The sequence below is a fragment of the Pseudomonas sp. EA_5y_Pfl2_R50 genome, from assembly GCF_963970475.1.
Classification (GTDB): Bacteria; Pseudomonadota; Gammaproteobacteria; order Pseudomonadales; family Pseudomonadaceae; genus Aquipseudomonas.
The window spans coordinates 411,194-433,228 of the sequence record NZ_CAXAPT010000002.1; the positions used below are offsets into that span (position 1 = coordinate 411,194).

The 22,035-nt window shown below is 59.9% G+C and carries 21 protein-coding genes and 1 pseudogene; 17 read left to right on the plus strand and 5 right to left on the minus strand.

Annotation, left to right across the window (positions count from 1 at the left end; genetic code table 11):
* The 3 genes from AACY19_RS05050 to AACY19_RS05060 all read left to right on the plus strand — a co-directional run bounded on the left by AACY19_RS05050 (position 1) and on the right by AACY19_RS05060 (position 2,211).
* The gene (locus AACY19_RS05050) at positions 1-1,191 is read left to right on the plus strand and encodes an S-type pyocin domain-containing protein (RefSeq protein WP_339448542.1); all 1,191 of its coding nucleotides are present in this window, start codon (positions 1-3) and stop codon (positions 1,189-1,191) included.
* A gap of 24 nt (positions 1,192-1,215) precedes the next feature.
* Complete coding sequence (locus tag AACY19_RS05055) at positions 1,216-1,563, plus strand: DUF6572 domain-containing protein (RefSeq protein ID WP_339448544.1); 348 nt, start codon at positions 1,216-1,218, stop codon at positions 1,561-1,563.
* Between the two features lie 372 nt (positions 1,564-1,935).
* Positions 1,936-2,211, plus strand: a complete 276-nt coding sequence (locus tag AACY19_RS05060; protein ID WP_339448893.1) for a hypothetical protein — start codon at positions 1,936-1,938, stop codon at positions 2,209-2,211.
* A 41-nt stretch (positions 2,212-2,252) separates the two neighbouring features.
* Here AACY19_RS05060 and AACY19_RS05065 read toward each other — a convergent pair whose 3' ends face one another.
* From AACY19_RS05065 to rsgA, 4 genes are all read right to left on the minus strand, one after another.
* Positions 2,253-2,738, minus strand: coding sequence for a toll/interleukin-1 receptor domain-containing protein (locus AACY19_RS05065; protein WP_339448546.1), 486 nt, complete (start codon positions 2,736-2,738; stop codon positions 2,253-2,255).
* On the minus strand, positions 2,738-3,697 hold the full coding sequence (locus tag AACY19_RS05070) for a caspase family protein (RefSeq protein ID WP_339448548.1): 960 nt from the start codon (positions 3,695-3,697) through the stop codon (positions 2,738-2,740). Before AACY19_RS05070 ends, AACY19_RS05065 begins: the two co-directional genes overlap by 1 nt.
* Positions 3,698-3,699: 2 nt before the next feature.
* On the minus strand, positions 3,700-4,107 hold the full coding sequence (locus AACY19_RS05075) for a TIR domain-containing protein (RefSeq protein ID WP_339448550.1): 408 nt from the start codon (positions 4,105-4,107) through the stop codon (positions 3,700-3,702).
* Positions 4,108-4,318: 211 nt separating this feature from the next.
* Positions 4,319-5,350, minus strand: a complete 1,032-nt coding sequence (gene rsgA / locus AACY19_RS05080) for a small ribosomal subunit biogenesis GTPase RsgA (RefSeq protein WP_016985702.1) — start codon at positions 5,348-5,350, stop codon at positions 4,319-4,321.
* 107 nt (positions 5,351-5,457) lie between these two features.
* Here rsgA and orn point away from each other — a divergent pair, with 107 nt between their 5' ends.
* Together orn and AACY19_RS05090 are read left to right on the plus strand one after the other, a co-directional pair.
* Complete coding sequence (gene orn, locus AACY19_RS05085) at positions 5,458-6,000, plus strand: oligoribonuclease (RefSeq protein WP_016985703.1); 543 nt, start codon at positions 5,458-5,460, stop codon at positions 5,998-6,000.
* An 87-nt stretch (positions 6,001-6,087) separates the two neighbouring features.
* Positions 6,088-6,702 (plus strand): TRIC cation channel family protein, encoded by a 615-nt coding sequence (locus AACY19_RS05090; protein WP_178120910.1) that lies wholly within the window; start codon positions 6,088-6,090, stop codon positions 6,700-6,702.
* Here AACY19_RS05090 and queG read toward each other — a convergent pair.
* Entirely contained in the window at positions 6,684-7,763 is a 1,080-nt protein-coding gene (queG, locus tag AACY19_RS05095; RefSeq protein ID WP_339448558.1) for a tRNA epoxyqueuosine(34) reductase QueG, read from the minus strand. The two genes, AACY19_RS05090 and queG, sit on opposite strands and share 19 nt — an antisense overlap.
* 63 nt (positions 7,764-7,826) lie before the next feature.
* Between queG and AACY19_RS05100 the strand changes: the two genes are divergently transcribed.
* From AACY19_RS05100 to AACY19_RS27840, 12 genes and pseudogenes are all read left to right on the plus strand, one after another.
* Positions 7,827-9,326 (plus strand): NAD(P)H-hydrate dehydratase, encoded by a 1,500-nt coding sequence (locus AACY19_RS05100; RefSeq protein ID WP_339448560.1) that lies wholly within the window; start codon positions 7,827-7,829, stop codon positions 9,324-9,326.
* Entirely contained in the window at positions 9,314-9,784 is a 471-nt protein-coding gene (gene tsaE, locus AACY19_RS05105; protein ID WP_339448562.1) for a tRNA (adenosine(37)-N6)-threonylcarbamoyltransferase complex ATPase subunit type 1 TsaE, read from the plus strand. Before AACY19_RS05100 ends, tsaE begins: the two co-directional genes overlap by 13 nt.
* Positions 9,785-9,841: 57 nt before the next feature.
* Entirely contained in the window at positions 9,842-11,215 is a 1,374-nt protein-coding gene (locus AACY19_RS05110; protein ID WP_445262292.1) for an N-acetylmuramoyl-L-alanine amidase, read from the plus strand.
* Between the two features lie 8 nt (positions 11,216-11,223).
* Entirely contained in the window at positions 11,224-13,125 is a 1,902-nt protein-coding gene (gene mutL / locus AACY19_RS05115) for a DNA mismatch repair endonuclease MutL (protein WP_339448897.1), read from the plus strand.
* Positions 13,125-14,096, plus strand: a complete 972-nt coding sequence (gene miaA, locus AACY19_RS05120) for a tRNA (adenosine(37)-N6)-dimethylallyltransferase MiaA (RefSeq protein ID WP_339448566.1) — start codon at positions 13,125-13,127, stop codon at positions 14,094-14,096. The genes mutL and miaA overlap by 1 nt, the downstream gene beginning before the upstream one ends.
* Before the next feature lie 95 nt (positions 14,097-14,191).
* Positions 14,192-14,452, plus strand: coding sequence for an RNA chaperone Hfq (gene hfq / locus AACY19_RS05125; RefSeq protein WP_339448568.1), 261 nt, complete (start codon positions 14,192-14,194; stop codon positions 14,450-14,452).
* 12 nt (positions 14,453-14,464) lie between these two features.
* Entirely contained in the window at positions 14,465-15,766 is a 1,302-nt protein-coding gene (gene hflX / locus AACY19_RS05130) for a ribosome rescue GTPase HflX (protein WP_339448570.1), read from the plus strand.
* Between the two features lie 96 nt (positions 15,767-15,862).
* Positions 15,863-17,035: an FtsH protease activity modulator HflK gene (hflK, locus tag AACY19_RS05135; RefSeq protein WP_339448573.1), complete on the plus strand. Its 1,173-nt coding sequence runs from the start codon at positions 15,863-15,865 to the stop codon at positions 17,033-17,035.
* Entirely contained in the window at positions 17,035-17,904 is an 870-nt protein-coding gene (gene hflC, locus AACY19_RS05140; protein WP_339448575.1) for a protease modulator HflC, read from the plus strand. The genes hflK and hflC overlap by 1 nt, the downstream gene beginning before the upstream one ends.
* A gap of 312 nt (positions 17,905-18,216) precedes the next feature.
* Positions 18,217-19,404, plus strand: a complete 1,188-nt coding sequence (locus AACY19_RS05145; RefSeq protein ID WP_339448577.1) for an ATP phosphoribosyltransferase regulatory subunit — start codon at positions 18,217-18,219, stop codon at positions 19,402-19,404.
* 54 nt (positions 19,405-19,458) lie between these two features.
* Positions 19,459-20,748, plus strand: a complete 1,290-nt coding sequence (locus AACY19_RS05150; protein WP_008078328.1) for an adenylosuccinate synthase — start codon at positions 19,459-19,461, stop codon at positions 20,746-20,748.
* Between the two features lie 1,115 nt (positions 20,749-21,863).
* Positions 21,864-21,917, plus strand: a pseudogene (locus tag AACY19_RS27840) (hypothetical protein); the annotation flags it as partial.
* Positions 21,918-22,035 lie beyond the last annotated feature (118 nt).

Here is a 22,035-nt window from a genome sequence, read left to right on the forward strand (position 1 = left end):
GTGAGCGGATACGTACCCAACCCTCCGAAGGGCTACCGCAACAAGGGTGTAGAGCCTGTTGATATCTATGCCCAGCGTTGGGCGGAATACAAAGACATCCCCTCGAAAGAAGAGGCGAAGCCCGAAACCGTGGGCTGTGTGTTCGCCAAGAGCTGTAACCTCCCTGACGGAATAATCAACCACAGCAATCCATCCGGTTTTGTGCCTGTTGAGAAACTGGCCGACTACGGACTGTGGGCTGTGCTTGGAACAGGGGCTGCGATTACCGCCCAAGGCACCCAACTGCAGCTGGTTGGCGGGTCTGCTACTGTCAGTGCAATTGCTGAACGTCTTGGTGGTTCACTCGCACTGACCTTGCTGGAAGGTGCTGGAGCCGTTGCGGCAGGAGCCGCCGTGGGCACCATCGCACTACTAATGCCGAACACCAGCATTGCCCCCGACAGTGCTTTTTACACAAACGATCAATACGCCACACTTGATGCTGGCCTCACGCGCGTACGAGTCAACGTGAAGACCCTGCCGGATGGCTCCGTTAACGCTTACGGGTTCTACACAGGAGGTAAAAGGGACTGGGAAAATGTCCCTGTCATCAAGGCAACGAAGGATGGCGAGAACTACGTTGCTGACATCGGCAGCGGCATTGGGCTTACTTGGACGCCAGCGGCGAACTCCGATGGTGTATTGGGTATTCCTGCACTTGAGGGCGCCCCATATTTGCCCCCGGTGTGGGTGTATCCGCCGACCGCACAATCTGACACCGTACTGGCAAATCCAAAGCATCCCCCCGAATTCCAGGATGCAATTATCTGGTTTCCCGCTGATGCGGGACTTGAGCCCATCTACATTGTGCTCAGTACGCAGTTGGAGAAGAACAAGGCTGCTGGGGCTGAGTTCGAAGACAAGACTTACGACGGGTTCTCCGAAGAAATGGAGGAGTCAGCTCAACAGGTCACAATCAAAACAGAGAGCGGCACGAGAACCCGTCTCGATATGATTGGCAGAGACTCGAACGGGGATATTGCCTGTGTCGAATGCAAAGCCTCCGAAACAGCACCACTGACACGCAATCAAAAACAAGCGTTCCCAGAAATTGAACGGGGCGGCGGGGTCATTGTCGGCAAGGGCAAGCCGGGATTCCCGGGAGGGACGGCCCTCTCGCCCACCCGTGTAGACGTTGTGCGACCGAAGTAAAACTGCGGAATTTAAGGAGCTGTCATGTCAGTAACAGACGCCAAAATCATCGATATGTGGGGCATCCCAAAGTGGGACAGCAGCAAGATCGTTCTCGGCATCTCTGACCACCTCGCATGGAGAGATAAAGCCGAGCAAGGCGAGCATCTGCAACTGCTGCAAGACAAGATCAACATGTACGTTGCTTTCATCGAGAGCGGCGAGATTTACACAGAGATTCCGGGGGCGTTGGGTAAGTCTCCTATCATCCGTGTTCAGGGCAAATACGAGCTGTCAGAGCAAGGCGAACTCTTTATTGATCGCGCTGCTGAGGTGCTGAAGGAGGCGGGTATTGGGTTTGAGTTTGTACTCAAAGAAGATCCTGCAGAGTGACGAGCGAGACTTGCTAGCTGTCCGCCTCGCCTCAGAAAGACCAAGCACCGTTTCAAGCGCTTTAGTTTCGAGTTGGCAAAGTTGGTTGATTACCTATGCCCCCAAGTTGTCACTGAGCGCCCGACAGCCGATGGTCCCGCCACGCGACTAGTCGATCTGGAGCACGTAAATGCGAAGTGGCCGGAAGCTTCCAAGTAACAAGCGGTGGCCGAGGCCGTTTCGCAGAGTGATGTAGGAAGGCTCCGAGACGTATAAAACGGGTTTCATTTCACCCAAGGGCTCACTTATAGTTCGTCCGTCACGGAGCACTCGATGACCGATCTTAGCCGGTCGAAACAAGATGGAATATTCATAAACCATTGGAGTTTGACCATGGCTGATTATCGCCCCCTTCAAGGCAACCTCAGCAGCACCCCCACGCTCTACATCGACACCGAAGCCAAGGCCTCGGCACTTCTCGAAAATGCCAAATATCGAATCAACACTGTGCGCAATATGCTCAACAGCGTGAGTTGCCTTTGCGTCAAAGACGCCGAAGGTCATGATCTGGAACATTTCGCCTGCGCCGCGCACCTCCTGCTTCAGGACGGCTGTGACGCGCTGGATGCGTTGGGCTGGAAGCTGGATAGAGTCGCGCCCGGACTTTGAAAGTAAAAAGCCGCGATGGTGTCGCGGCTTTTTTACGTCTGTCAGAACCCGCGCCGAATGCGGTTCTTCAGTTGTTCATGGAAAAACTCGGCATTTCGTTTGTAGGTGCCCTTAACGGATTCGCTTATCGATTCCAGCGACATCGAGCGCTTGTTCGACACTTCCTCACGATACGCTTCGATAAAGAAATCCAGATCTTTATCCGTACTCAGCTTCGGCCATTTATCCAGATACAACGGCAGTTCCGCCGGCCCGGTCTTGAACGAGCAAATCCGCCGATTGCTGATGGTTGCCTCGCCAATCTCGAACGGCACCCACCACGACGAAGCAGTCCGCTCCGAAACCACCGCCAGCAAGTGCGTGCACTCGGTGATGTTGCGGGTGATGACCCCGGTGATGTCGTCAGTGGTCTGCGATTCCGGGTCGAGCACATCCAGGTAGGTTTTGATGTTGGCCTGTTTCAGGCGGCTGTTGATCGCCACGGCATGCAGGCGATCCATATGGCGGTAGCTGATAAAGACAGGCATCAGAAGTGTCCTTTGATCGCGAGTTCGCGGTAGTAGGCGCCGAGCGCGGTGAGGCGGCAGCCGGTGGAGTTGATGGCCGCGTAATACATATGTTCGGCGCCCACCGGTTCTATCAGGCTGTGGCGATTGCACATTTGCAGTTGCTTGAAGATGTCGCCGTGCTCGGGGTCGAACAGCGCTTCGGTGGGCTCGTAGCTGGGGTCGAGCCTGAAGACGAAACTCGGCTCGGGGAACCAGTCCTTGAGTTTGCGTAGGGTTTCTTCGGCAATCAGCGGTGCCACTTCGCGCAGTGGCACGAACTGCGACACATTGGTCTTGAATACCGGACGCTGTTCCCAGGCTCCCAGCGCATTGTCGACAAACGAATAGACGCTACCGGGGGTGACCTTGCCGAGTACGTTGGCAGCGCCACCATGCAGCGCTTGCAGCAACAGATCCGTGAACACACCGTGGCCGCGACTTTCGAGGGCGTACTGTTCTTTTTTGCAGGCGGTGAGAATGGTCATGCCTTCGCCGATCACACTGCTGCCGCCGCGTAAATTGCGCATGGCACCCGCTGCACCGGCCTGGCAGCAATCGAGAATGATGATTTTGTTTTTGATCTGCGACGCCTGATCAGCCCACAGCAGAATGTCGCTGATGCGGATACCGTCTCCGCCAGGCTGGTAGTCCTGGGGAATCAGTAGTCCTTCGTCGATGCTGGTGTCGAACTGCCCATGACCGGCGAAATACAGCAGTGCCACGTCACAGTCGCCTGAGAACAGGCTCTGGATCTGCTGTTTCATGTATTTGAGCGTTAGTTGTTCTTCAGCCGACGTCAGCACTTTGCTGCTGAAGTTCGGGCGCCCGTTGGCGTGGCGCTCCAGTACCGAAGCCATGGCCATTGCATCGTTGTTACAACCGCTCAAAGGAGCGACATGGGCGTAGTGGTTGATGCCGATAAACAGTCCCTTACGCATGGTTACACCGCCGTGTGCAAGCGAATCGCACTGACGATGCTGTTGGTGTTCCACGCGCATTCGGCGTGCGCCGCTTCACGCACCACGGTGGAAATGCGCTCGGCGCCGAATGGCTTGATCGCGATGATCACCTTGCCCATGCGTTTGGCGATCTCGATTTCCTTGTTGATCCACTTGCTGTAGGTCGAATACATCCCGGCCATGATCAGCACCGCCGAGCAAGGGCGAATCTTGTTTTCGATGGCCTCTTCGAGCTGCTTGTCAGTCTGCGCACCCAAGATCGGGTTATGTGACGGCACGGAAAAATTCTTGAAACTGAAATCCGGCTTGGCGCCGAGCAGGCGTACCAGATTGTCGTGAGCGTGGGCGTAGTTCCACGAATGGCTGATGAACAGGTGATAGGTCTGCATGGGGGCCTCGAAGGTCGCAAAGGTGCGAAGGAGGACCCCAATCTAGGCATCTGGAACGTGCCTACAAGGGTTGGGTGGTGAAAGAGAAATGTCCTGCAAGCAGGCATGCGCGAGCCTGTCAGAAAGGTCTGACGTTTAACGGGATCGGGGATTTGTCAGGCGCGGTCCGACATCCGGCAGCCCTCGGGCGAGGTGCTGCCGGTGCTGGTGTTTAGTAGCCGTTTTCCGGCAGGCTGGCGATGATCGAGCGGTAGCTGTTCATCCGCTGCTGTTGTACGCGGCCATCTTCCAGGGCCTTGAGCAAGGCACATCCCGGTTCACGGTCGTGTTTGCAATCGCGGAAGCGGCAGGTGCCGAGCAAATCGTTGAACTCGATGAAACCGGCTTCGACGTCGGCGCGGCTGACGTGGCCCAGGCCAAATTCGCGGATGCCCGGGGAGTCGATCAGTTCGCCGCCACCGGGGAAGTGGAACAGGCGCGCGGTGGTCGTGGTGTGCGTGCCCTGACCGGACAGCTCGGACAACGGCCCGACGCGGGTTTCCACTTCAGGCAGCAGGCTGTTGACCAGCGAGGACTTGCCGACGCCGGACTGGCCGACGAACACGCTGATGCGGCCGTCGAGCTGCTGTTGCAGTTGTTCCATGCCGTTGCCGTGGTGCGCCGACACTTCCAGCACCGGATAACCCAGCGTGCGGTATACCGCCAGCAACGCGTTGAGCGCCGGGGCGTTCTGCTCGTCGATCAGGTCGAACTTGTTCAGCAGCAACAACGGACGGATGCCGGCGTGTTCAGCGGCTACAAGGTAGCGGTCGATCAGGTTGGCATGCGGCTCGGGCAGCGGGGCGAAGACGATGACGATCATGTCGACGTTGGCCGCGACCGGCTTCAACTGGCCGCGGCTGTCCGGACGGCACAGCTCGGTGGTGCGCGGCAGTTGCGCAACGATCACGCCGATGCCCTGGTTGCCGGCACGCCAGACGACGGTGTCACCGGTGACCAGCGCGGGCAGGTTGGCGCGCAAGTGGCAACGGAAGACCTGGCCGGCCTGATCGCCGTCAACCGCCTCGACCTCGACCTGCACACCGAAGTGAGCAATCACCAGGCCGGTCTGTTCCGGGCCCAGGTCACCGCCCTCCAGGGCTTCGACAGCCGAGGACTCGCGTTTGGCGGCGCGTGCGGCGCGTTCGCCTTGAATCTTTTCGATGCGCCAGTTTTGACGACGATTGAGTTGGCGTTTGGCCATGGGTGTTCCGTCTGAAGAATGCAGCGATTAGGTAAAACGGCCGCGAGTTTAGCACGCCCGGCCATCGGGCTAGGCTAAACTGCGCAGCATTGCCTAGGAGCCGAAACATGCCAAACCCGCAGAACCTGATCTGGATCGACCTGGAAATGACCGGTCTGGACCCGGAAAACGACGTCATCATCGAAATGGCCACTATCGTCACCGACAGCGACCTCAACACGTTGGCCGAAGGCCCGGTGATCGCCATTCACCACAGCGACGAAGTCCTCGCGCGCATGGACGAGTGGAACACCCGCACCCACGGCAACTCCGGCCTGACCCAGCGCGTGCGCGACAGCCGCATCAGCATGGCCGAAGCGGAAGCCGAAACCATCGCTTTCCTCGAGAAATGGGTGCCGAAGGGCAAGTCGCCGATCTGCGGCAACAGCATCTGCCAGGACCGTCGCTTTCTTTATACCCACATGAAAGGGCTGGAAAGCTACTTCCATTACCGCAACCTCGACGTCTCGACGCTCAAGGAACTGGCGGCACGCTGGGCGCCGGACGTGCGCGACAGTTTCAAGAAGGGCAGCACGCATCTGGCGCTGGATGACATCCGCGAATCGATCGCCGAACTGCAGCATTACCGTAAGCACTTCATCAAGTTCTGATCAGGCGTGACTCAGCAGGGGGTGGCTTGCCCCCTTTTGGTGCCGCCGCGAAATGGCTAGACTGCGCGCCCTCTTGCCTGGATCGCCATCATGTTGCTGATGCTCTATCTCGTCGCCATCACCGCTGAAGCCATGACTGGCGCGCTGTCTGCCGGGCGTCGCGGCATGGACTGGTTCGGGGTGGTGCTGATTGCCTGCGTCACCGCGTTGGGCGGCGGTTCTGTGCGCGACGTGCTGCTCGGGCACTATCCGCTGACGTGGGTCAAACACCCGGAATACCTCGTGCTGACCTCGGTGGCGGCGATGTTTACCGTGTTCACGGCACGCTGGATGCGTCACCTGCGCTCGCTGTTTCTGGTGCTCGACGCCGTGGGTCTGGTGGCGTTCACTCTGATCGGCTGCATGACCGCGCTGGAAATGGGCCACGGCATGCTGGTCGCTTCGGTCAGCGGCGTGATCACCGGGGTCTTCGGCGGCATCTTGCGCGACATCTTCTGCAACGACATCCCGCTGATCTTTCGCCGAGAGCTGTACGCCAGCGTCTCCTTCGCGGCGGCGTGGTGTTACATGCTTTGCCTGTATCTGAATGTGCCGAGCGAGCAGGCGATCTTGATCACGCTATTTGGCGGTTTCCTGTTGCGTCTGCTCGCGATCCGTTTTCACTGGGAAATGCCCAAGTTCGTCTATAACGACGCGCCTTGACGTTCGGCATGCTGCCTGAGCGCCCACTCCACATGCTCACGCACCAGCTCTGACGGATAGTCTCGCCGCGCCTTCAATGCTTCGAGCACCGGAATGCTCGACGGCGCGTTGCCGAGGCCGACCGCCAGATTGCGCAGCCAGCGCTCATACCCGGCGCGACGCAGCGGCGAGCCTTCGGTGCTGCTCAAGAATTTGTCCTCGTCCCACAAAAACAGCTCGGCCAGTTCGGCGTTGTCCAGATTGTGCCGTGGCTTGAAGTCGCTTTCGCCGGAGGGCTTGGCGAAGCGATTCCACGGGCAGACGATCTGGCAGTCATCGCAGCCGAACACGCGGTTGCCGATCAGCGGGCGCAGGTCTTCGGGGATCGCGTTTTTCAGCTCAATGGTCAGGTAGGAAATGCAGCGGCGAGCGTCCAGTACGTAGGGGCCGACGAAGGCGTTGGTCGGGCAGATATCGAGGCACGCGGTGCAGCGCCCGCAATGTTCGCTGCTGTGTGGCTCGTCCACCGGCAGCGGCAGATCGACGAACAGTTCACTCAAGAAGAAATAACTGCCAGCCTTGCGGTTCAGCACCAGGGTGTTTTTGCCGATCCAGCCCAGTCCAGCCTGCTCGGCGATGGCTTTTTCCAGCACTGGGGCACTGTCGACAAACGCACGAAAACCGAATGGGCCGATCTCCGACTGGATCTTGTCAGCCAATTGTTGAACACGTTTACGGATCAATTTGTGGTAATCGCGGCCCAAGGCATAACGCGACACGTAGGCTTTTTCCGGTTGGGTCAGGCGTTTGGCCATTTCGGTATCACCCGGCAGGTAGTCCATGCGTAGCGAGACCACGCGCAACGTGCCTGGTACCAGCTCTTCCGGGTGCGAACGTTTGCTGCCGTGGGCGCCCATGTACTCCATTTCGCCGTGGTAGCCGGCCGCGAGCCAACGCTGCAGATGCTGCTCATGCCCGGCCAGATCGAGGCCGCTGATGCCGACTTGCTGAAAGCCCAGCTCGCGGCCCCAATCCTTGATCGATTGGGCGAGGGCGGGCAGGTCTGTAGTGATGGCGGACATGAGGCGAGAGAAACCGGAGCTGAGGTGCGTATAATTCTGCCAGACATCGGAGCCCGAAGACGCATGCCGCACACGAAAGATCAATTACCCGACGCGCTGTATGGCGCCGCACAGGTGCGCGAACTCGATGCACGGCTGATCGCCGCCGGTACGCCGGGCTTCGAACTGATGCGGCGCGCGGCCCATGCAACGTGGCGTGCGCTGGTTCGGCAATGGCCGTCGGCGACCGAGCTGACGGTGCTGGCCGGACATGGCAACAATGCCGGCGACGGTTATCTGGTCGCGGCGATGGCGCAGCGAGCAGGCTGGCAGGTGCGAGTGTTGGCCGTCGGCGATCCGCAACGTTTGCAGGGCGATGCCGCGCTGGCCCATGCCGCGGCATTGGCTGAAAATGTCGCGGTGCAGGATTGGCAGGCTCAAAGCGAGCTTCGCGGCGTCCTTCTTGATGCCTTGCTCGGCACGGGTTTGAGCGGTGAAGTGCGCGAGCCCTATATCTCTGCGATCAAGGCCATCAACGCCAGTGGTTTGCCAGTGACAGCCGTCGATATCCCTTCCGGGCTAAGCGCTGACACCGGGCAGGTGCTGGGTGCTGCGGTGCAGGCCGATCTGACCGTGACCTTCATCGGGCTGAAAATCGGCCTGTTCACCGGCGACGCGGCGGACCACGTCGGCCAATTGGTATTTAACGATTTGCAAGCCTGCGCCGACATCTATCGTGACATTACGGTCATCGCCCGACGGCTTTACCCGGCTAATCTTCCGGGGTTGGCGGCGCGCGCTCCGACGTCGCACAAAGGCCGTTTCGGCCATGTGTTGCTGATCGGCGGCGATCACGGGTTTGGCGGGGCGATTGCGCTCAGTACCGAAACGGCTTTGCGCAGCGGCGCGGGCATGGTGTCGCTGGCGACCCGTCCCGAGCATGTTCCGGCAGCGCTGGCGCGAGTGCCGGAAGTCATGGTGCTTGGCACATCGTCGGCCAATCAGTTGATGGGGTTGCTGGAGAAAGCCTCTGTGCTGGTGATCGGCCCGGGGTTGGGGCAGGCCAGTTGGGGGCGCGCGCTGTTGTCCGCCGCTGCCAATGCAAACTTGCCACAGGTCTGGGACGCCGATGCGTTGAACCTGCTGGCGAGTGGTTTCGTCACCTTGCCCAAGGATTGCGTGATCACGCCGCATCCGGGTGAGGCGGGGCGGTTGTTGGGCATCAGTACTGCCGAGGTCCAGGCGGATCGTCCGGCAGCAGCGTTGGCGTTGAGTGAAAAGTACTCAGCGGTTGTCGTGCTCAAAGGTGCCGGCAGTCTGATCGCCCACTTCGATGGCCGTTTGGCGGTGTGCCATCAAGGTCATCCGGCCATGGCCACAGCCGGCCTCGGTGACGTGCTGGCCGGTTTGACCGGTGCGCTGTTGGCGCAAGGCATGGACGGTTTCGATGCCGCGTGCCTGGCGGTCTGGCTGCACGCCAATGCGGGAATGCAACAAGGTAAATTCGGCCGAGGGCTGGCGGCCAGTGATCTGATTCCAGTCATTCGTCAGTTGTTGGAGGAGCAAGCACCGTGTCTGAAGTAACCCTGTACCTGGCCGATGAACAGGCCATGAGCGACTTTGGTGCACGGATCGCCCGCGTGACCCAGGGCCATGGACTGATTTTTCTTCAAGGTAACCTGGGGATGGGCAAAACCACGCTGTCGCGCGGGATCATTCGCGGGCTGGGGCACGTCGGTGCGGTAAAAAGTCCGACCTTTACCTTGGTCGAACCCTACGAAATCGGTGACATCCGCGCCTTCCACTTCGACCTGTATCGGCTGGTCGATCCGGAAGAGCTGGAGTTTCTCGGCATCCGCGACTACTTCGAAGACGACGCGATGTGTCTGATCGAATGGCCCGATAAAGGTGCAGGCTTTTTGCCAAAGCCTGACCTGACCATTACCATTAGCCCGCAAGACAGCGGGCGTTCGCTGAAAATTTCATCCCAGGGCTCGCGTGGCGAGATCTGGTGTGCCGCTTTGGCATTGGAAACCAATTAAATGATGGGGTTAGGTATGCGCTTTCGCGCGATGGTGGCTGCCGCTGGACTGTTGTTGATGGCAGTAACCGTCAACGCTGTGGCCGATTCAAAGGTCAACAGCGTGCGCCTGTGGCGGGCGCCGGATAACACGCGACTGGTTTTCGACCTGAGCGGACCGGTTCAGCACAGCGTCTTCACCCTGACCGCGCCGGATCGGCTGGTCATCGACATCAACGGTGCCACCCTCGGTGCGCCGTTGAATGTGCAGACCGCAAACACGCCGATCATTGCAATGCGCTCGGCCCAGCGAACGCCGACCGACCTGCGGGTGGTCATCGACCTGAAAAAAGCCGTCACCCCGAAGAGCTTCTCGCTGGCGCCGAACGCGCAGTACGGCAATCGCCTGGTGGTCGACCTGTTCGACAACCCGGCCGACGCGGCGCCGCCACCTGCGCCGACACCCAAGGTGGCGACCGTGCCAGCGGTGCCGGTTACGCCGACTGAACCTTCGATCAAGTTGCCGCCGGCCCCGGCGGGTAAGCGCGATATTATTGTTGTCATCGACGCCGGTCACGGTGGCGAAGACCCGGGTGCGTCCGGCTCGCGGGGCCAGCGTGAGAAAGATGTGGTGCTGCAGATCGCCCGCGAACTGCAGCGTCAGGTCAACGGCATGAAAGGCTTCCGCGCCGAACTGACCCGTACCGGCGACTACTTCATCCCGTTGCGTGGCCGTACCGAAATCGCCCGCAAGAAGGGCGCTGATCTGTTTGTCTCGATTCACGCAGACGCCGCGCCGTCTACCGCCGCTTTCGGTGCGTCGGTGTTTGCTTTGTCTGATCGCGGCGCGACTTCGGAGACCGCCCGTTGGCTGGCCGACAGCGAAAACCGTTCTGACTTGATCGGTGGTGCCGGCAACGTCAGCCTCGACGACAAGGACCGCATGCTCGCGGGCGTGTTGCTCGACCTGTCGATGACCGCCTCGCTGACCTCCAGCCTCAACGTCGGCCAGAAAGTCCTGACCAACATCGGTCGTGTGACGCCGTTGCACAAACAGCGCGTGGAGCAGGCCGGGTTCATGGTGCTGAAGTCGCCGGACATCCCGTCGATCCTGGTCGAAACCGGCTTCATCTCCAACGCCAACGAAGCGAGGAAACTCTCCGCCTCGAGCCACCAGCAAGCGCTGGCGCGTTCGATCAGCAGCGGCGTGCGCCAGTTCTTCCAGCAAAACCCGCCACCGGGCACTTACATTGCCTGGCTGCGTGACTCCGGCAAGATCGCCCAAGGCCCGCGCGATCATCGTGTCGGCCCGGGGGAGACGCTGGCAATGATCGGCGTGCGCTATCAAGTGTCGCCAGCGACATTGCGCAGTGCGAACAACCTGAAAAGCGATGAGTTGAAAGTCGGCCAGCACTTGACCATTCCTGGCACCGAACTGGCGTCCAAAGAATGAACGAAGTGCTGAACGCTGCTGCGCGCATCGAGCTGCTCAGCCCGCGGCTGGCGAACCAGATTGCCGCCGGTGAGGTGGTTGAGCGTCCGGCCTCGGTGATCAAGGAATTGCTGGAAAACAGCCTCGACTCTGGTGCCAGGCGCATCGATGTCGATGTCGAGCAGGGCGGCGTCAAGTTGTTGCGCGTGCGTGATGACGGCAGCGGTATTTCCGCCGATGACCTGCCGCTGGCACTGGCCCGTCACGCCACCAGCAAGATCCGTAACCTCGAAGACCTTGAGCAGGTGATGAGTCTGGGCTTCCGTGGTGAAGCACTGGCATCGATCAGCTCCGTGGCACGCCTGACCCTGACCTCGCGCACCCGTGGTGCCGAGCAGGCCTGGCAGGTCGAAACCGAAGGCCGCGACATGGCGCCTCGGGTTCAGCCAGCCGCGCACCCGGTCGGCACTTCGGTGGAAGTCCGCGACCTGTTCTTCAACACGCCGGCACGACGCAAATTCCTCAAGACCGAAAAAACCGAATTCGATCACTTGCAGGAAGTGATCAAGCGTCTGGCGCTGGCGCGTTTCGATGTGGCCTTCCATCTGCGCCACAACGGCAAGACCATCCTCAGTCTGCATGAGGCCCATGATGATGCGGCCCGTGCGCGGCGCGTGGCGGCGATCTGCGGTTCGGGTTTTCTGGAGCAGGCGCTGCCGATCGAGATCGAGCGCAACGGCCTGCATCTGTGGGGGTGGGTCGGTCTGCCGACCTTCAACCGTAGCCAGGCCGATTTGCAGTATTTCTTCGTGAATGGCCGGGCGGTGCGCGACAAACTGGTGGCCCATGCGGTGCGTCAGGCCTATCGCGACGTGCTGTTCAATGGTCGCCATCCGACCTTTGCGCTGTTTTTCGAAGTCGATCCGGCGGCAGTCGACGTCAACGTGCACCCGACCAAACACGAAGTGCGCTTCCGTGACGGGCGCATGGTGCATGATTTCCTTTATGGCACGTTGCACCGCGCGTTGGGCGATGTGCGTCCGGAAGACCAGCTCGCTGGTTCCGTGACCACCGCCGTCGTCCGGCCAACCGGCCTCGATGCCGGTGAGTTCGGCCCGCAGGGTGAAATGCGTCTGGCCGCCAATGCGCTGCTGGAGCAACCGCAGGCGCAACCGGCGTTCAATGCGTCGCCCGGTGCCAGCGCTGGCGGCGCTTATCAGTATCAATACACACCGCGCCCGCAATCGGCGATACCGCCCGCTGCCGAGGCTCAGGCTGCGTACCGCGAGTTTTTTGCGCCGTTGCCAGAGGCTAACGCCAATGCACTGCCGGCGGGTCAGGAAGACATTCCGCCGCTGGGTTATGCGCTGGCGCAGTTGAAAGGCATCTACATTCTTTCCGAGAACGCACAGGGACTGGTGCTGGTGGACATGCACGCCGCTCATGAGCGCATCATGTACGAGCGTTTGAAGATTGCGATGGCCAGCGAAGGTTTGAGTGGCCAGCCGTTATTGGTGCCGGAGTCGCTTGCGGTCAGTCAGCGCGAAGCCGATTGCGCCGAAGAACACTCGGCGTGGTTTCAGCGCCTGGGCTTTGAATTGCAGCGGCTGGGCCCGGAAACCCTGGCAATCCGCCAGATTCCAGCCTTGCTGAAGCAGGCTGAGGCTAATCGTCTGGTGGGTGACGTGCTGTCGGACTTGATGGAATACGGCACCAGCGACCGGATTCAGGCACACCTGAACGAACTGCTCGGCACCATGGCCTGCCACGGTGCGATCCGCGCCAACCGGCGCCTGGCCCTGCCGGAAATGAACGGCTTGCTGCGCGACATGGAAAACACCGAGCGCAGCGGTCAATGCAATCATGGCCGGCCGACCTGGACCCAATTGGGTCTGGACGATCTGGACAAACTGTTTCTGCGCGGTCGTTGATGAACCAGCTTCCTCCAGCGATTTTCCTGATGGGCCCGACCGCTGCGGGCAAGACCGATCTGGCCATCGAGCTGACCAAGGTACTGCCGTGCGAGTTGATCAGCGTCGATTCGGCGCTGGTCTATCGCGGCATGGACATCGGCACCGCCAAGCCTTCCAGGAACCTGCTGGCCGAGTTTCCGCACCGTTTGATCGATATTCTTGATCCGGCGCAAGCATATTCGGCCGCGGATTTCCGTCGCGATGCCCTGCAAGCCATGGCGGAAATCACCGCGCGCGGGAAAATTCCGTTGCTGGTCGGCGGAACCATGCTCTATTACAAGGCGCTGGTCGAAGGTCTGGCGGACATGCCTGCGGCCGATCCTGCGGTGCGGGCGCAGATCGAAGAAGAAGCTGCACGCCTTGGCTGGCAAGCGTTGCACGATCAACTGGCAGTGATCGATCCGGTGTCCGCTGCGCGGATTCATCCGAACGACCCGCAGCGCTTGAGTCGCGCGCTGGAAGTCTATCGGGTCAGCGGTCAGAGCATGACTACCCTGCGCGAACAACAATCTGCGCAAAGTACTGAAGCAGCCGCTTCGGGACTGCAACAATTGCCCTATACTGTCGCGAACTTGGCCATTGCCCCGGCAAATCGCCAGGTACTGCACGAGCGCATTAAACAAAGATTCACAAATATGCTGGAACAGGGGTTCATTGACGAGGTCGTAGCCCTGCGTAAAAGAAGTGACCTGCATTCAGGGTTGCCGTCTATACGTGCGGTAGGCTACCGCCAGGTCTGGGATTATCTGGATGGCACGCTGTCGTTGGCTGAAATGCAGGAGCGCGGCATCATTGCCACGCGTCAATTGGCCAAACGCCAGTTCACCTGGCTGCGCAGCTGGGAAGATATACACTGGCTGGACAGTCTTGATTGCGACAATCTGCCACGCGCCTTGAAATACCTTGGGACCATCTCCATATTGAGCTGAGTCCTTGCAATTGCCGTCTATCCTTGGGGGTGTGACGGCCGAAGCCATCTGAATTACCTATTTTTTATTATTGAATCCTTAAAGGAGTGCGGCACATGTCAAAAGGGCATTCGCTACAAGACCCTTACTTGAATACTTTACGTAAAGAGAAAGTTGGGGTTTCCATCTATCTGGTCAACGGTATCAAACTGCAAGGCACGATCGAGTCGTTCGACCAGTTCGTGATCCTGCTGAAAAACACCGTGAGCCAAATGGTTTACAAACACGCTATCTCGACAGTAGTGCCGGTTCGTCCAATTCGTCTGCCTAGCGCAAGCGAATCCGAAGCAGGTGACGCTGAGCCAGGTAACGCCTGATAGGAGTCTCCTTTGTTCTTTGAGCGCCACGGTGGTGGTGAGCGAGTCATCCTCGTTCACTTGGATGGACAGGACCCTGAGGCGCGCGAAGATCCGCAGGAGTTTCAGGAGCTGGCTAATTCGGCGGGTGCCGAGACCGTTGCGTTTTTTAACGTTCCGCGTCATCGGCCAACCGCCAAATTCCTGATTGGCAGCGGCAAGGTCGAGGAATTGCGCGACCTGGTCAAAGCTGAAGAAGCCGATCTGGTGATTTTCAATCACATCCTCACGCCCAGTCAGGAACGTAACCTCGAACGTGTTTTCGAGTGTCGCGTGATCGACCGTACCGGTCTGATTCTCGATATTTTCGCCCAGCGCGCCCGAACCCATGAAGGCAAGCTCCAGGTCGAACTGGCCCAGCTTGACCACATGAGCACTCGTCTGGTTCGCGGCTGGACCCACCTTGAGCGTCAGGGTGGCGGCATCGGCATGCGTGGTCCGGGTGAAACCCAGCTGGAAACCGACCGCCGTCTGCTGCGGGTTCGTCTGCGGCAGATCAAAGGCCGGCTGGAAAAGGTGCGTAGCCAGCGCGAGCAGTCGCGCCGTGGTCGATCCCGTGCCGATATTCCGACCGTATCCCTGGTGGGCTACACCAACGCCGGGAAATCCACACTGTTCAATAACGTGACGAAATCCGACGTGTACGCGGCTGACCAGCTGTTCGCCACGCTGGACCCGACCCTGCGCCGTCTGGAACTGGACGACCTCGGACCGATCGTTCTGGCCGATACCGTGGGTTTCATCCGCCACTTGCCGCACAAGCTGGTCGAAGCATTTCGGTCTACGCTCGAAGAGTCGAGCAACTCCGACCTGCTGTTGCACGTGATCGATGCGGCCGAGCCGGATCGCATGTTGCAGATCGAGCAGGTGATGGTAGTGCTGGGCGAGATTGGGGCTCAGGACTTGCCGATCCTCGAGGTATACAACAAACTCGATTTGCTTGAAGGCGTGGAGCCACAAATCCAGCGCGATGCCGATGGCAAGCCGCAACGGGTCTGGCTCTCGGCGCGAGACGGCAGTGGTCTGGAACTGCTTGAGCAAGCCATCGCCGAGTTGTTGGGCAGTGATTTGTTCGTAGGCACATTGCGTTTGCCGCAACGATTTGCGCGACTGCGTGCGCAGTTCTTCGAGCTCGGTGCGGTACAGAAAGAAGAATACGACGAAGAAGGCATCAGTCTGCTGGCCGTTCGTTTGCCCCGGATCGAGTTGAATCGACTGGTAAGCCGCGAGGGATTGCAGCCGATGGAATTCATCGAGCAACACACTTTGCAATAAAAGCCTGAAAAAGCGGTTGTGCCGCGAAGGCAGGCATTCTGTAGCATTGGTTGGCGCGCCGTGGGTGCGTCTTTGCTTTATCAGATGGAGAGCGCTATGGCTTGGAATGAGCCGGGTGGCAACTCGAATAATCAGGATCCTTGGGGTGGCAAGCGCCGCAATAACGGCGACCGCAAGGGGCCACCAGATCTCGACGAGGCCTTCCGAAAGCTGCAGGAAAGCCTGAACGGGTTGTTCGGTGGTGGTAAGAAACGTGGTGATGACGGCGGTGGTTCGGGCAAGAGCAGTGGCGGCTTCGGCGGTCTGCTCGGCATCGGCCTGGTCGTGCTGGCGGCCGTCTGGCTGTACAGCGCGGTCTATGTAGTCGACGAGCAGGAGCAGGCCGTGGTACTGCGCTTCGGCAAGTACTACGAGACTGTCGGCCCGGGCCTGAACATCTACTTCCCGCCGATCGACAAGAAGTACATGGAAAACGTAACGCGTGAGCGTGCGTACACCAAGCAGGGCCAGATGCTGACCGAAGACGAGAATATCGTCGAAGTGCCGCTGACCGTGCAGTACAAGATCAGCAACCTGCAGGATTTCGTGTTGAACGTCGATCAGCCGGAAATCAGCCTGCAACATGCGACCGACAGTGCGCTGCGCCACGTGGTGGGTTCGACCGCCATGGACCAGGTGCTGACCGAAGGTCGTGAATTGATGGCCAGCGAAATCAAGGAGCGCCTGCAACGCTTTCTCGATACCTACCGCACCGGCATCACCGTGACTCAGGTCAACGTGCAGAACGCGGCAGCCCCGCGTGAAGTGCAGGAAGCCTTCGATGACGTGATCCGCGCCCGTGAAGACGAGCAGCGTTCGCGCAACCAGGCTGAAACCTACGCCAACGGCGTCGTCCCGGAAGCCCGTGGTCAGGCCCAGCGCATCATCGAAGATGCCAACGGTTACCGCGACGAAACGGTTTCGCGTGCCAAGGGTGAGGCTGATCGCTTTACCAAACTGGTCGCCGAGTATCGCAAGGCACCTGAAGTCACCCGCGAGCGTCTGTATCTGGACACCATGCAGGAAGTCTTCAGCAACACCAGCAAGGTACTCGTGACCGGTAACAAAAACGGCCAGAGCAACCTCTTGTACCTGCCGTTGGACAAGATGATTCAGAACAGCTCGGGCAGCAATGCGCCAGTCACCGGCTCGGCCGCCGCCCGCAACAACACGGACGTCGCGCCGCATGTCACTGACCTGCCGCAGTCGCGCACAAGGGAGACCCGCTGATGAGCAATAAATCGCTGATCGCCCTGATCGTTGGCGTCGTGGTGGTATTGGTGGGCTGGAACTGCTTCTACATCGTGGCTCAGACCGAGCGTGCGGTGTTGCTGCAATTCGGTCGCGTGGTTCAGGCTGATGTTCAGCCAGGTCTGCATATGAAAGTGCCTTACGTTAACCAGGTGCGTAAATTCGACGCACGACTGATGACGCTGGATGCACCGACGCAACGTTTCCTGACCCTGGAAAAGAAAGCCGTCATGGTGGATGCCTACGCCAAGTGGCGGGTGAAGGATGCCGAGCGCTTCTACACCGCGACTTCCGGTCTCAAGCAAATCGCCGACGAGCGTCTGTCCCGTCGTCTGGAATCCGGTCTGCGTGACCAGTTCGGTAAGCGCACCCTGCACGAAGTGGTGTCGGGTGAGCGTGATGCACTGATGGCTGACATCACGGCGTCGCTGAACACCATGGCGGAAAAGGAGCTGGGTATCGAAGTCGTCGATGTCCGGGTCAAAACCATTGATCTGCCGAAAGAAGTAAACCGCAGCGTGTTCGAACGTATGAGCACCGAGCGTGAGCGTGAAGCTCGCGAGCACCGCGCCAAGGGTAACGAGCTGGCCGAAGGCATCCGTGCCGACGCCGATCGTCAACGCCGCGTGTTGCTGGCTGAAGCCTATCGTGAATCCGAAGAGGTTCGCGGTGATGGTGATGCCCAGGCCGCTGCGATCTACTCCAAGGCCTACGGTCAGGATCAGGAGTTCTACAGTTTCTACCGTAGCCTGCGTGCCTACCGTGAAAGTTTCGCGAACAAATCCGACGTCATGGTCCTGGACCCAAGCAGCGACTTCTTCCAGTACCTGGAAAAAGCCAAGCCTTGATACGTCGTTGACCTGAAGCACTCCGCCCGGCGGCTAAAACCTCGGGCGGGGTGATCCTTTGGGAAAACGTGTGTATGATGCGGCAGCCGGGAAATTCCCGGCTTTTTTGCGTCTGCACGTTTGATTGCTGTTTATGTTGCAGACATCGGGTTGAATAGCCCGAGAGTATTTCGAGGAAAGTGATGGGCGAAGCCGGTAACAGGCCTTTCGCCGCGTCGTTCATGCGCGTGCGTTTTGAACGAACCGGTCATTTTCTGCTTCACTCAAGGCTCGCCCTCGTGCTGGCCGCCCGGATCAAAGGGGAATGGCGTAATGGCAACGGTAGACCGCTGGCTGCTGCCAGATGGCATCGAAGAAGTACTGCCACCGGAAGCGGCGCGCATTGAAGTTGCGCGTCGTCAGGTGTTGGATCTGTTCCAGAGTTGGGGTTACGAATTTGTCGTAACTCCCCATATCGAGTACCTGGAATCGCTGCTGACCGGCGCGGGCCAGGACCTGGATCTGCGTACCTTCAAGGTCATCGACCCGCAATCGGGCCGGCAGATGGGTTTCCGTGCCGACATCACGCCGCAAGTGGCGCGCATCGATGCGCACACCTTGCGCCGTGAAGGGCCGAGCCGTCTGTGCTACGCCGGCAGCGTGCTGCACGCCCAGCCGCGTGCACTGTCGTCCTCGCGCAGCCCGATCCAGTTGGGCGCCGAGTTGTACGGCGATGCCAGCCCGAGCAGTGATGTTGAAGTGATCAGCCTGATGCTCGCCATGCTGCAGCTGGCCGATGTGCCGGACGTGCACATGGACCTCGGTCATGTGGGTATCTACCGTGGTCTTGCGCGTGCCGCCGGGTTGTCGGGCGAAGTCGAGCAGCAGTTGTTCGATGCACTGCAGCGCAAGGCAATCGACGAGGTCATCACCTTGACCGAAGGCCTGCCGACCGATCTGTCCGGCATGCTGCGCGCGCTGGCCGACCTGTGCGGCGGCCGTGAAGTGTTGAGCGCTGCCCGTGAGCGTCTGGCCAATGCGCCGGCGCCGGTACTGGCGGCACTGGAAGATTTGCTGGCCATCGCCGAGCGTCTGTCGGCGCGCTTCCCGCAGTTGCCGCTGTACTTCGATCTCGGCGAGCTGCGCGGTTACCACTACCACACCGGCGTGGTGTTTGCGGTGTTCGTGCCGGGCGTGGGCCAGTCCATCGCTCAGGGCGGTCGCTACGACGACATCGGTGCCGACTTCGGTCGCGCCCGCCCGGCGACTGGCTTCTCTACCGATTTGAAAACCCTGGTGACCCTGGGGCGTGCTGAAGTCGAGCTACCGTCTGGCGGTATCTGGATGCCTGACAGTACGGATGCGGCACTCTGGCAGCAGGTTTGCCAGTTGCGCAGTGAGGGTCAGCGTGTCGTTCAGGCGTTGCCTGGACAACCTTTGGCCGCCGCCCGTGATGCGGACTGCGACCGGCAATTGATTCAGCAGAACGGGCTTTGGCAAGTTTCGCCACTGGCTTCTTGAGTTTTCCTGCCGGCCATCGCCGGCACCAAGTTTGCGCGAATGAGGACAAGTGTTATGGGTAAGAATGTCGTAGTCCTGGGCACCCAATGGGGTGATGAGGGCAAAGGCAAGATCGTTGATCTGCTGACCGAACATGCTGCCGCCGTAGTGCGCTACCAAGGTGGCCACAATGCGGGCCACACCCTGGTGATCGACGGCGAAAAAACCGTTTTGCACCTGATTCCGTCGGGCGTGTTGCGCGAAGGCGTGCAGTGCCTGATCGGCAACGGCGTGGTGGTTGCACCTGACGCCCTGCTGCGCGAGATCACCAAGCTGGAAGAGAAAGGCGTACCGGTGCGCGAGCGCCTGCGTATCAGCCCGTCCTGCCCGCTGATTCTGTCCTTCCACGTGGCGCTGGACCAGGCCCGTGAAAAAGCCCGTGGCGAGCTGAAGATCGGTACTACCGGTCGCGGCATCGGCCCGGCTTACGAAGACAAGGTTGCTCGTCGTGGCCTGCGTGTTGGTGACCTGCTGAACATGCCGCGCTTTGAAGACAAGCTGCGTGAACTGGTGGACTACCACAACTTCATGCTGGTCGGTTACTACAAAGAGCCGGCCATCGAGTTCGAAAAAACCCTGGCAGAGTGCAAGGAATACGCTGAGCTGCTCAAGCCGCTGATGCTGGACGTCACTGCCGAGTTGCACGACCTGCGTCGCGCCGGCAAAGACATCATGTTCGAAGGCGCCCAAGGTTCGTTGCTCGACATCGACCACGGCACCTACCCCTACGTAACCAGCTCCAACACCACTGCTGGTGGCGTGGCGACCGGTTCGGGCGTTGGTCCGATGTTCCTGGATTACATCCTGGGCATTACCAAGGCATACACCACTCGCGTCGGGTCGGGTCCATTCCCGACCGAACTGTTCGACGACGTGGGCGCGCACTTGGCCAAGCAAGGTCACGAGTTCGGCGCTACTACCGGTCGTGCCCGTCGTTGTGGCTGGTTCGACGCCGTTATCCTGCGTCGTGCTATCGATGTGAACAGCATCTCGGGCATCTGCCTGACCAAGCTGGACGTACTCGACGGCCTGGAAACCATCAACATCTGCGTTGGCTACAAAGATGCGCAGGGCAACGCCGTTGCGCCGACCGACGCTGACAGCTACGTGGGCCTGCAGCCTGTGTATGAAGAAGTGCCGGGCTGGACCGAATCGACCGTGGGCGCCAAGACCCTGGAAGAACTGCCGGCTAACGCTCGTGCCTACATCAAACGCGTTGAAGAGTTGATCGGCGCGCCGATCGACATTATTTCGACGGGCCCTGACCGCAACGAAACCATCGTTCTGCGTCATCCGTTCGCTTGATAAGTCGTTGATGTAAAAACACAAAGGCCCCTTGATCGGGGCCTTTGTCGTTTATGCCTGTTGGACGGCATGACCTTTGCTGTGAATCTGCCTACAAGAGTGCCATCAAATTAATGGCGTCAGAAGTCGAGGTATTCACAGTGTCGGCCGTTCTCTCACTGTTACAAAGCCGTTTGTTGCGGCCCGTGTTCGTTACCCTTGGTATCGCTCTTTTGGTGCAAGTGCTGGTGGCGGTTGCCCTGACACGAAGCACGGTCACTGCACTGGAAGCGGATCTGGGCGTTCGCCTCGGTGCCGATAGCCAGAAACTTTCCGGGGAACTGGAGCAGGCTGGGCGTGAAGTCACGTCGAGCCTCGACGCGTTGTCCGCCAGTACACGTCAGCGTTTGACCGCAGGCCTGTCCTCGCGGCTGAAGGACGAGCAGGCGCAACTGCGTGCGACGCTGGAAAAAGACCTCAAGGATTCGGCCAACGACATGGCTCAGTTGCTCGCCTCGGTGGCGCCGCGCGCCATGTGGGACAGCGACGTGCCGACCCTTTCCGAGTTTGCCCGCCGCGCCCAGCGCAATCCCAATGTGCTGTTCGTGGTCTACGACGACGCCACCGGTCAGCACCTGACCCGTTATCTCAATCGCGAAAACCCGATCAACAAGGCCTTGCTGGAAAAGGGCCAGGGCGAGCGCGCGCTGGACAAAGTGCTGGATGCGGCGAAGAACGATCCGTCGGTCTACTACCTTGAAGCTTCGATCAATCCCAACGGTGTGGAAATCGGCAAGGTGCTGATGGGGGTTTCTACCGCCTCGGTGGAAACCGATCTGGCGGCGCTCGACAAACGCTTCTCGGCACTGATCGCCAGCAGTGATCAACTGGTCGGGGACAGCCTCCAGGGCGCCGCTGCGGACAGCGCCAAAGCCATGCAGGCGCGTCTGCAGTCGGCGCAATCCACCGCTGCCGAAATGAAAGCGAATACCACCGGCACCGTTCAGGACGCTGCCGCGACGTTGCGCTGGCGGATCGGCATGGGGCTGGCGCTGGTCGGTTGCGGCGTGTTGCTGTTGCTGGCCGTGGTGCTGGGCCATCGCGTGGTCAATCGGCTGAAGATGCTGAATGCGGCGATGGACGATCTCGCGGCGGGCGAGGGCGACCTGACCAAGCGTGTGCAGATCAGCAGCAAGGACGAGATCGGCGATATGGCCTCGGCGGTCAATCGCTTTGTGGATAAGTTGCAGCCAATCGTGCGCGAGGCGGGTGATGTCGCGCAGCGTACCGGTGTAGAAATCGGTGCCA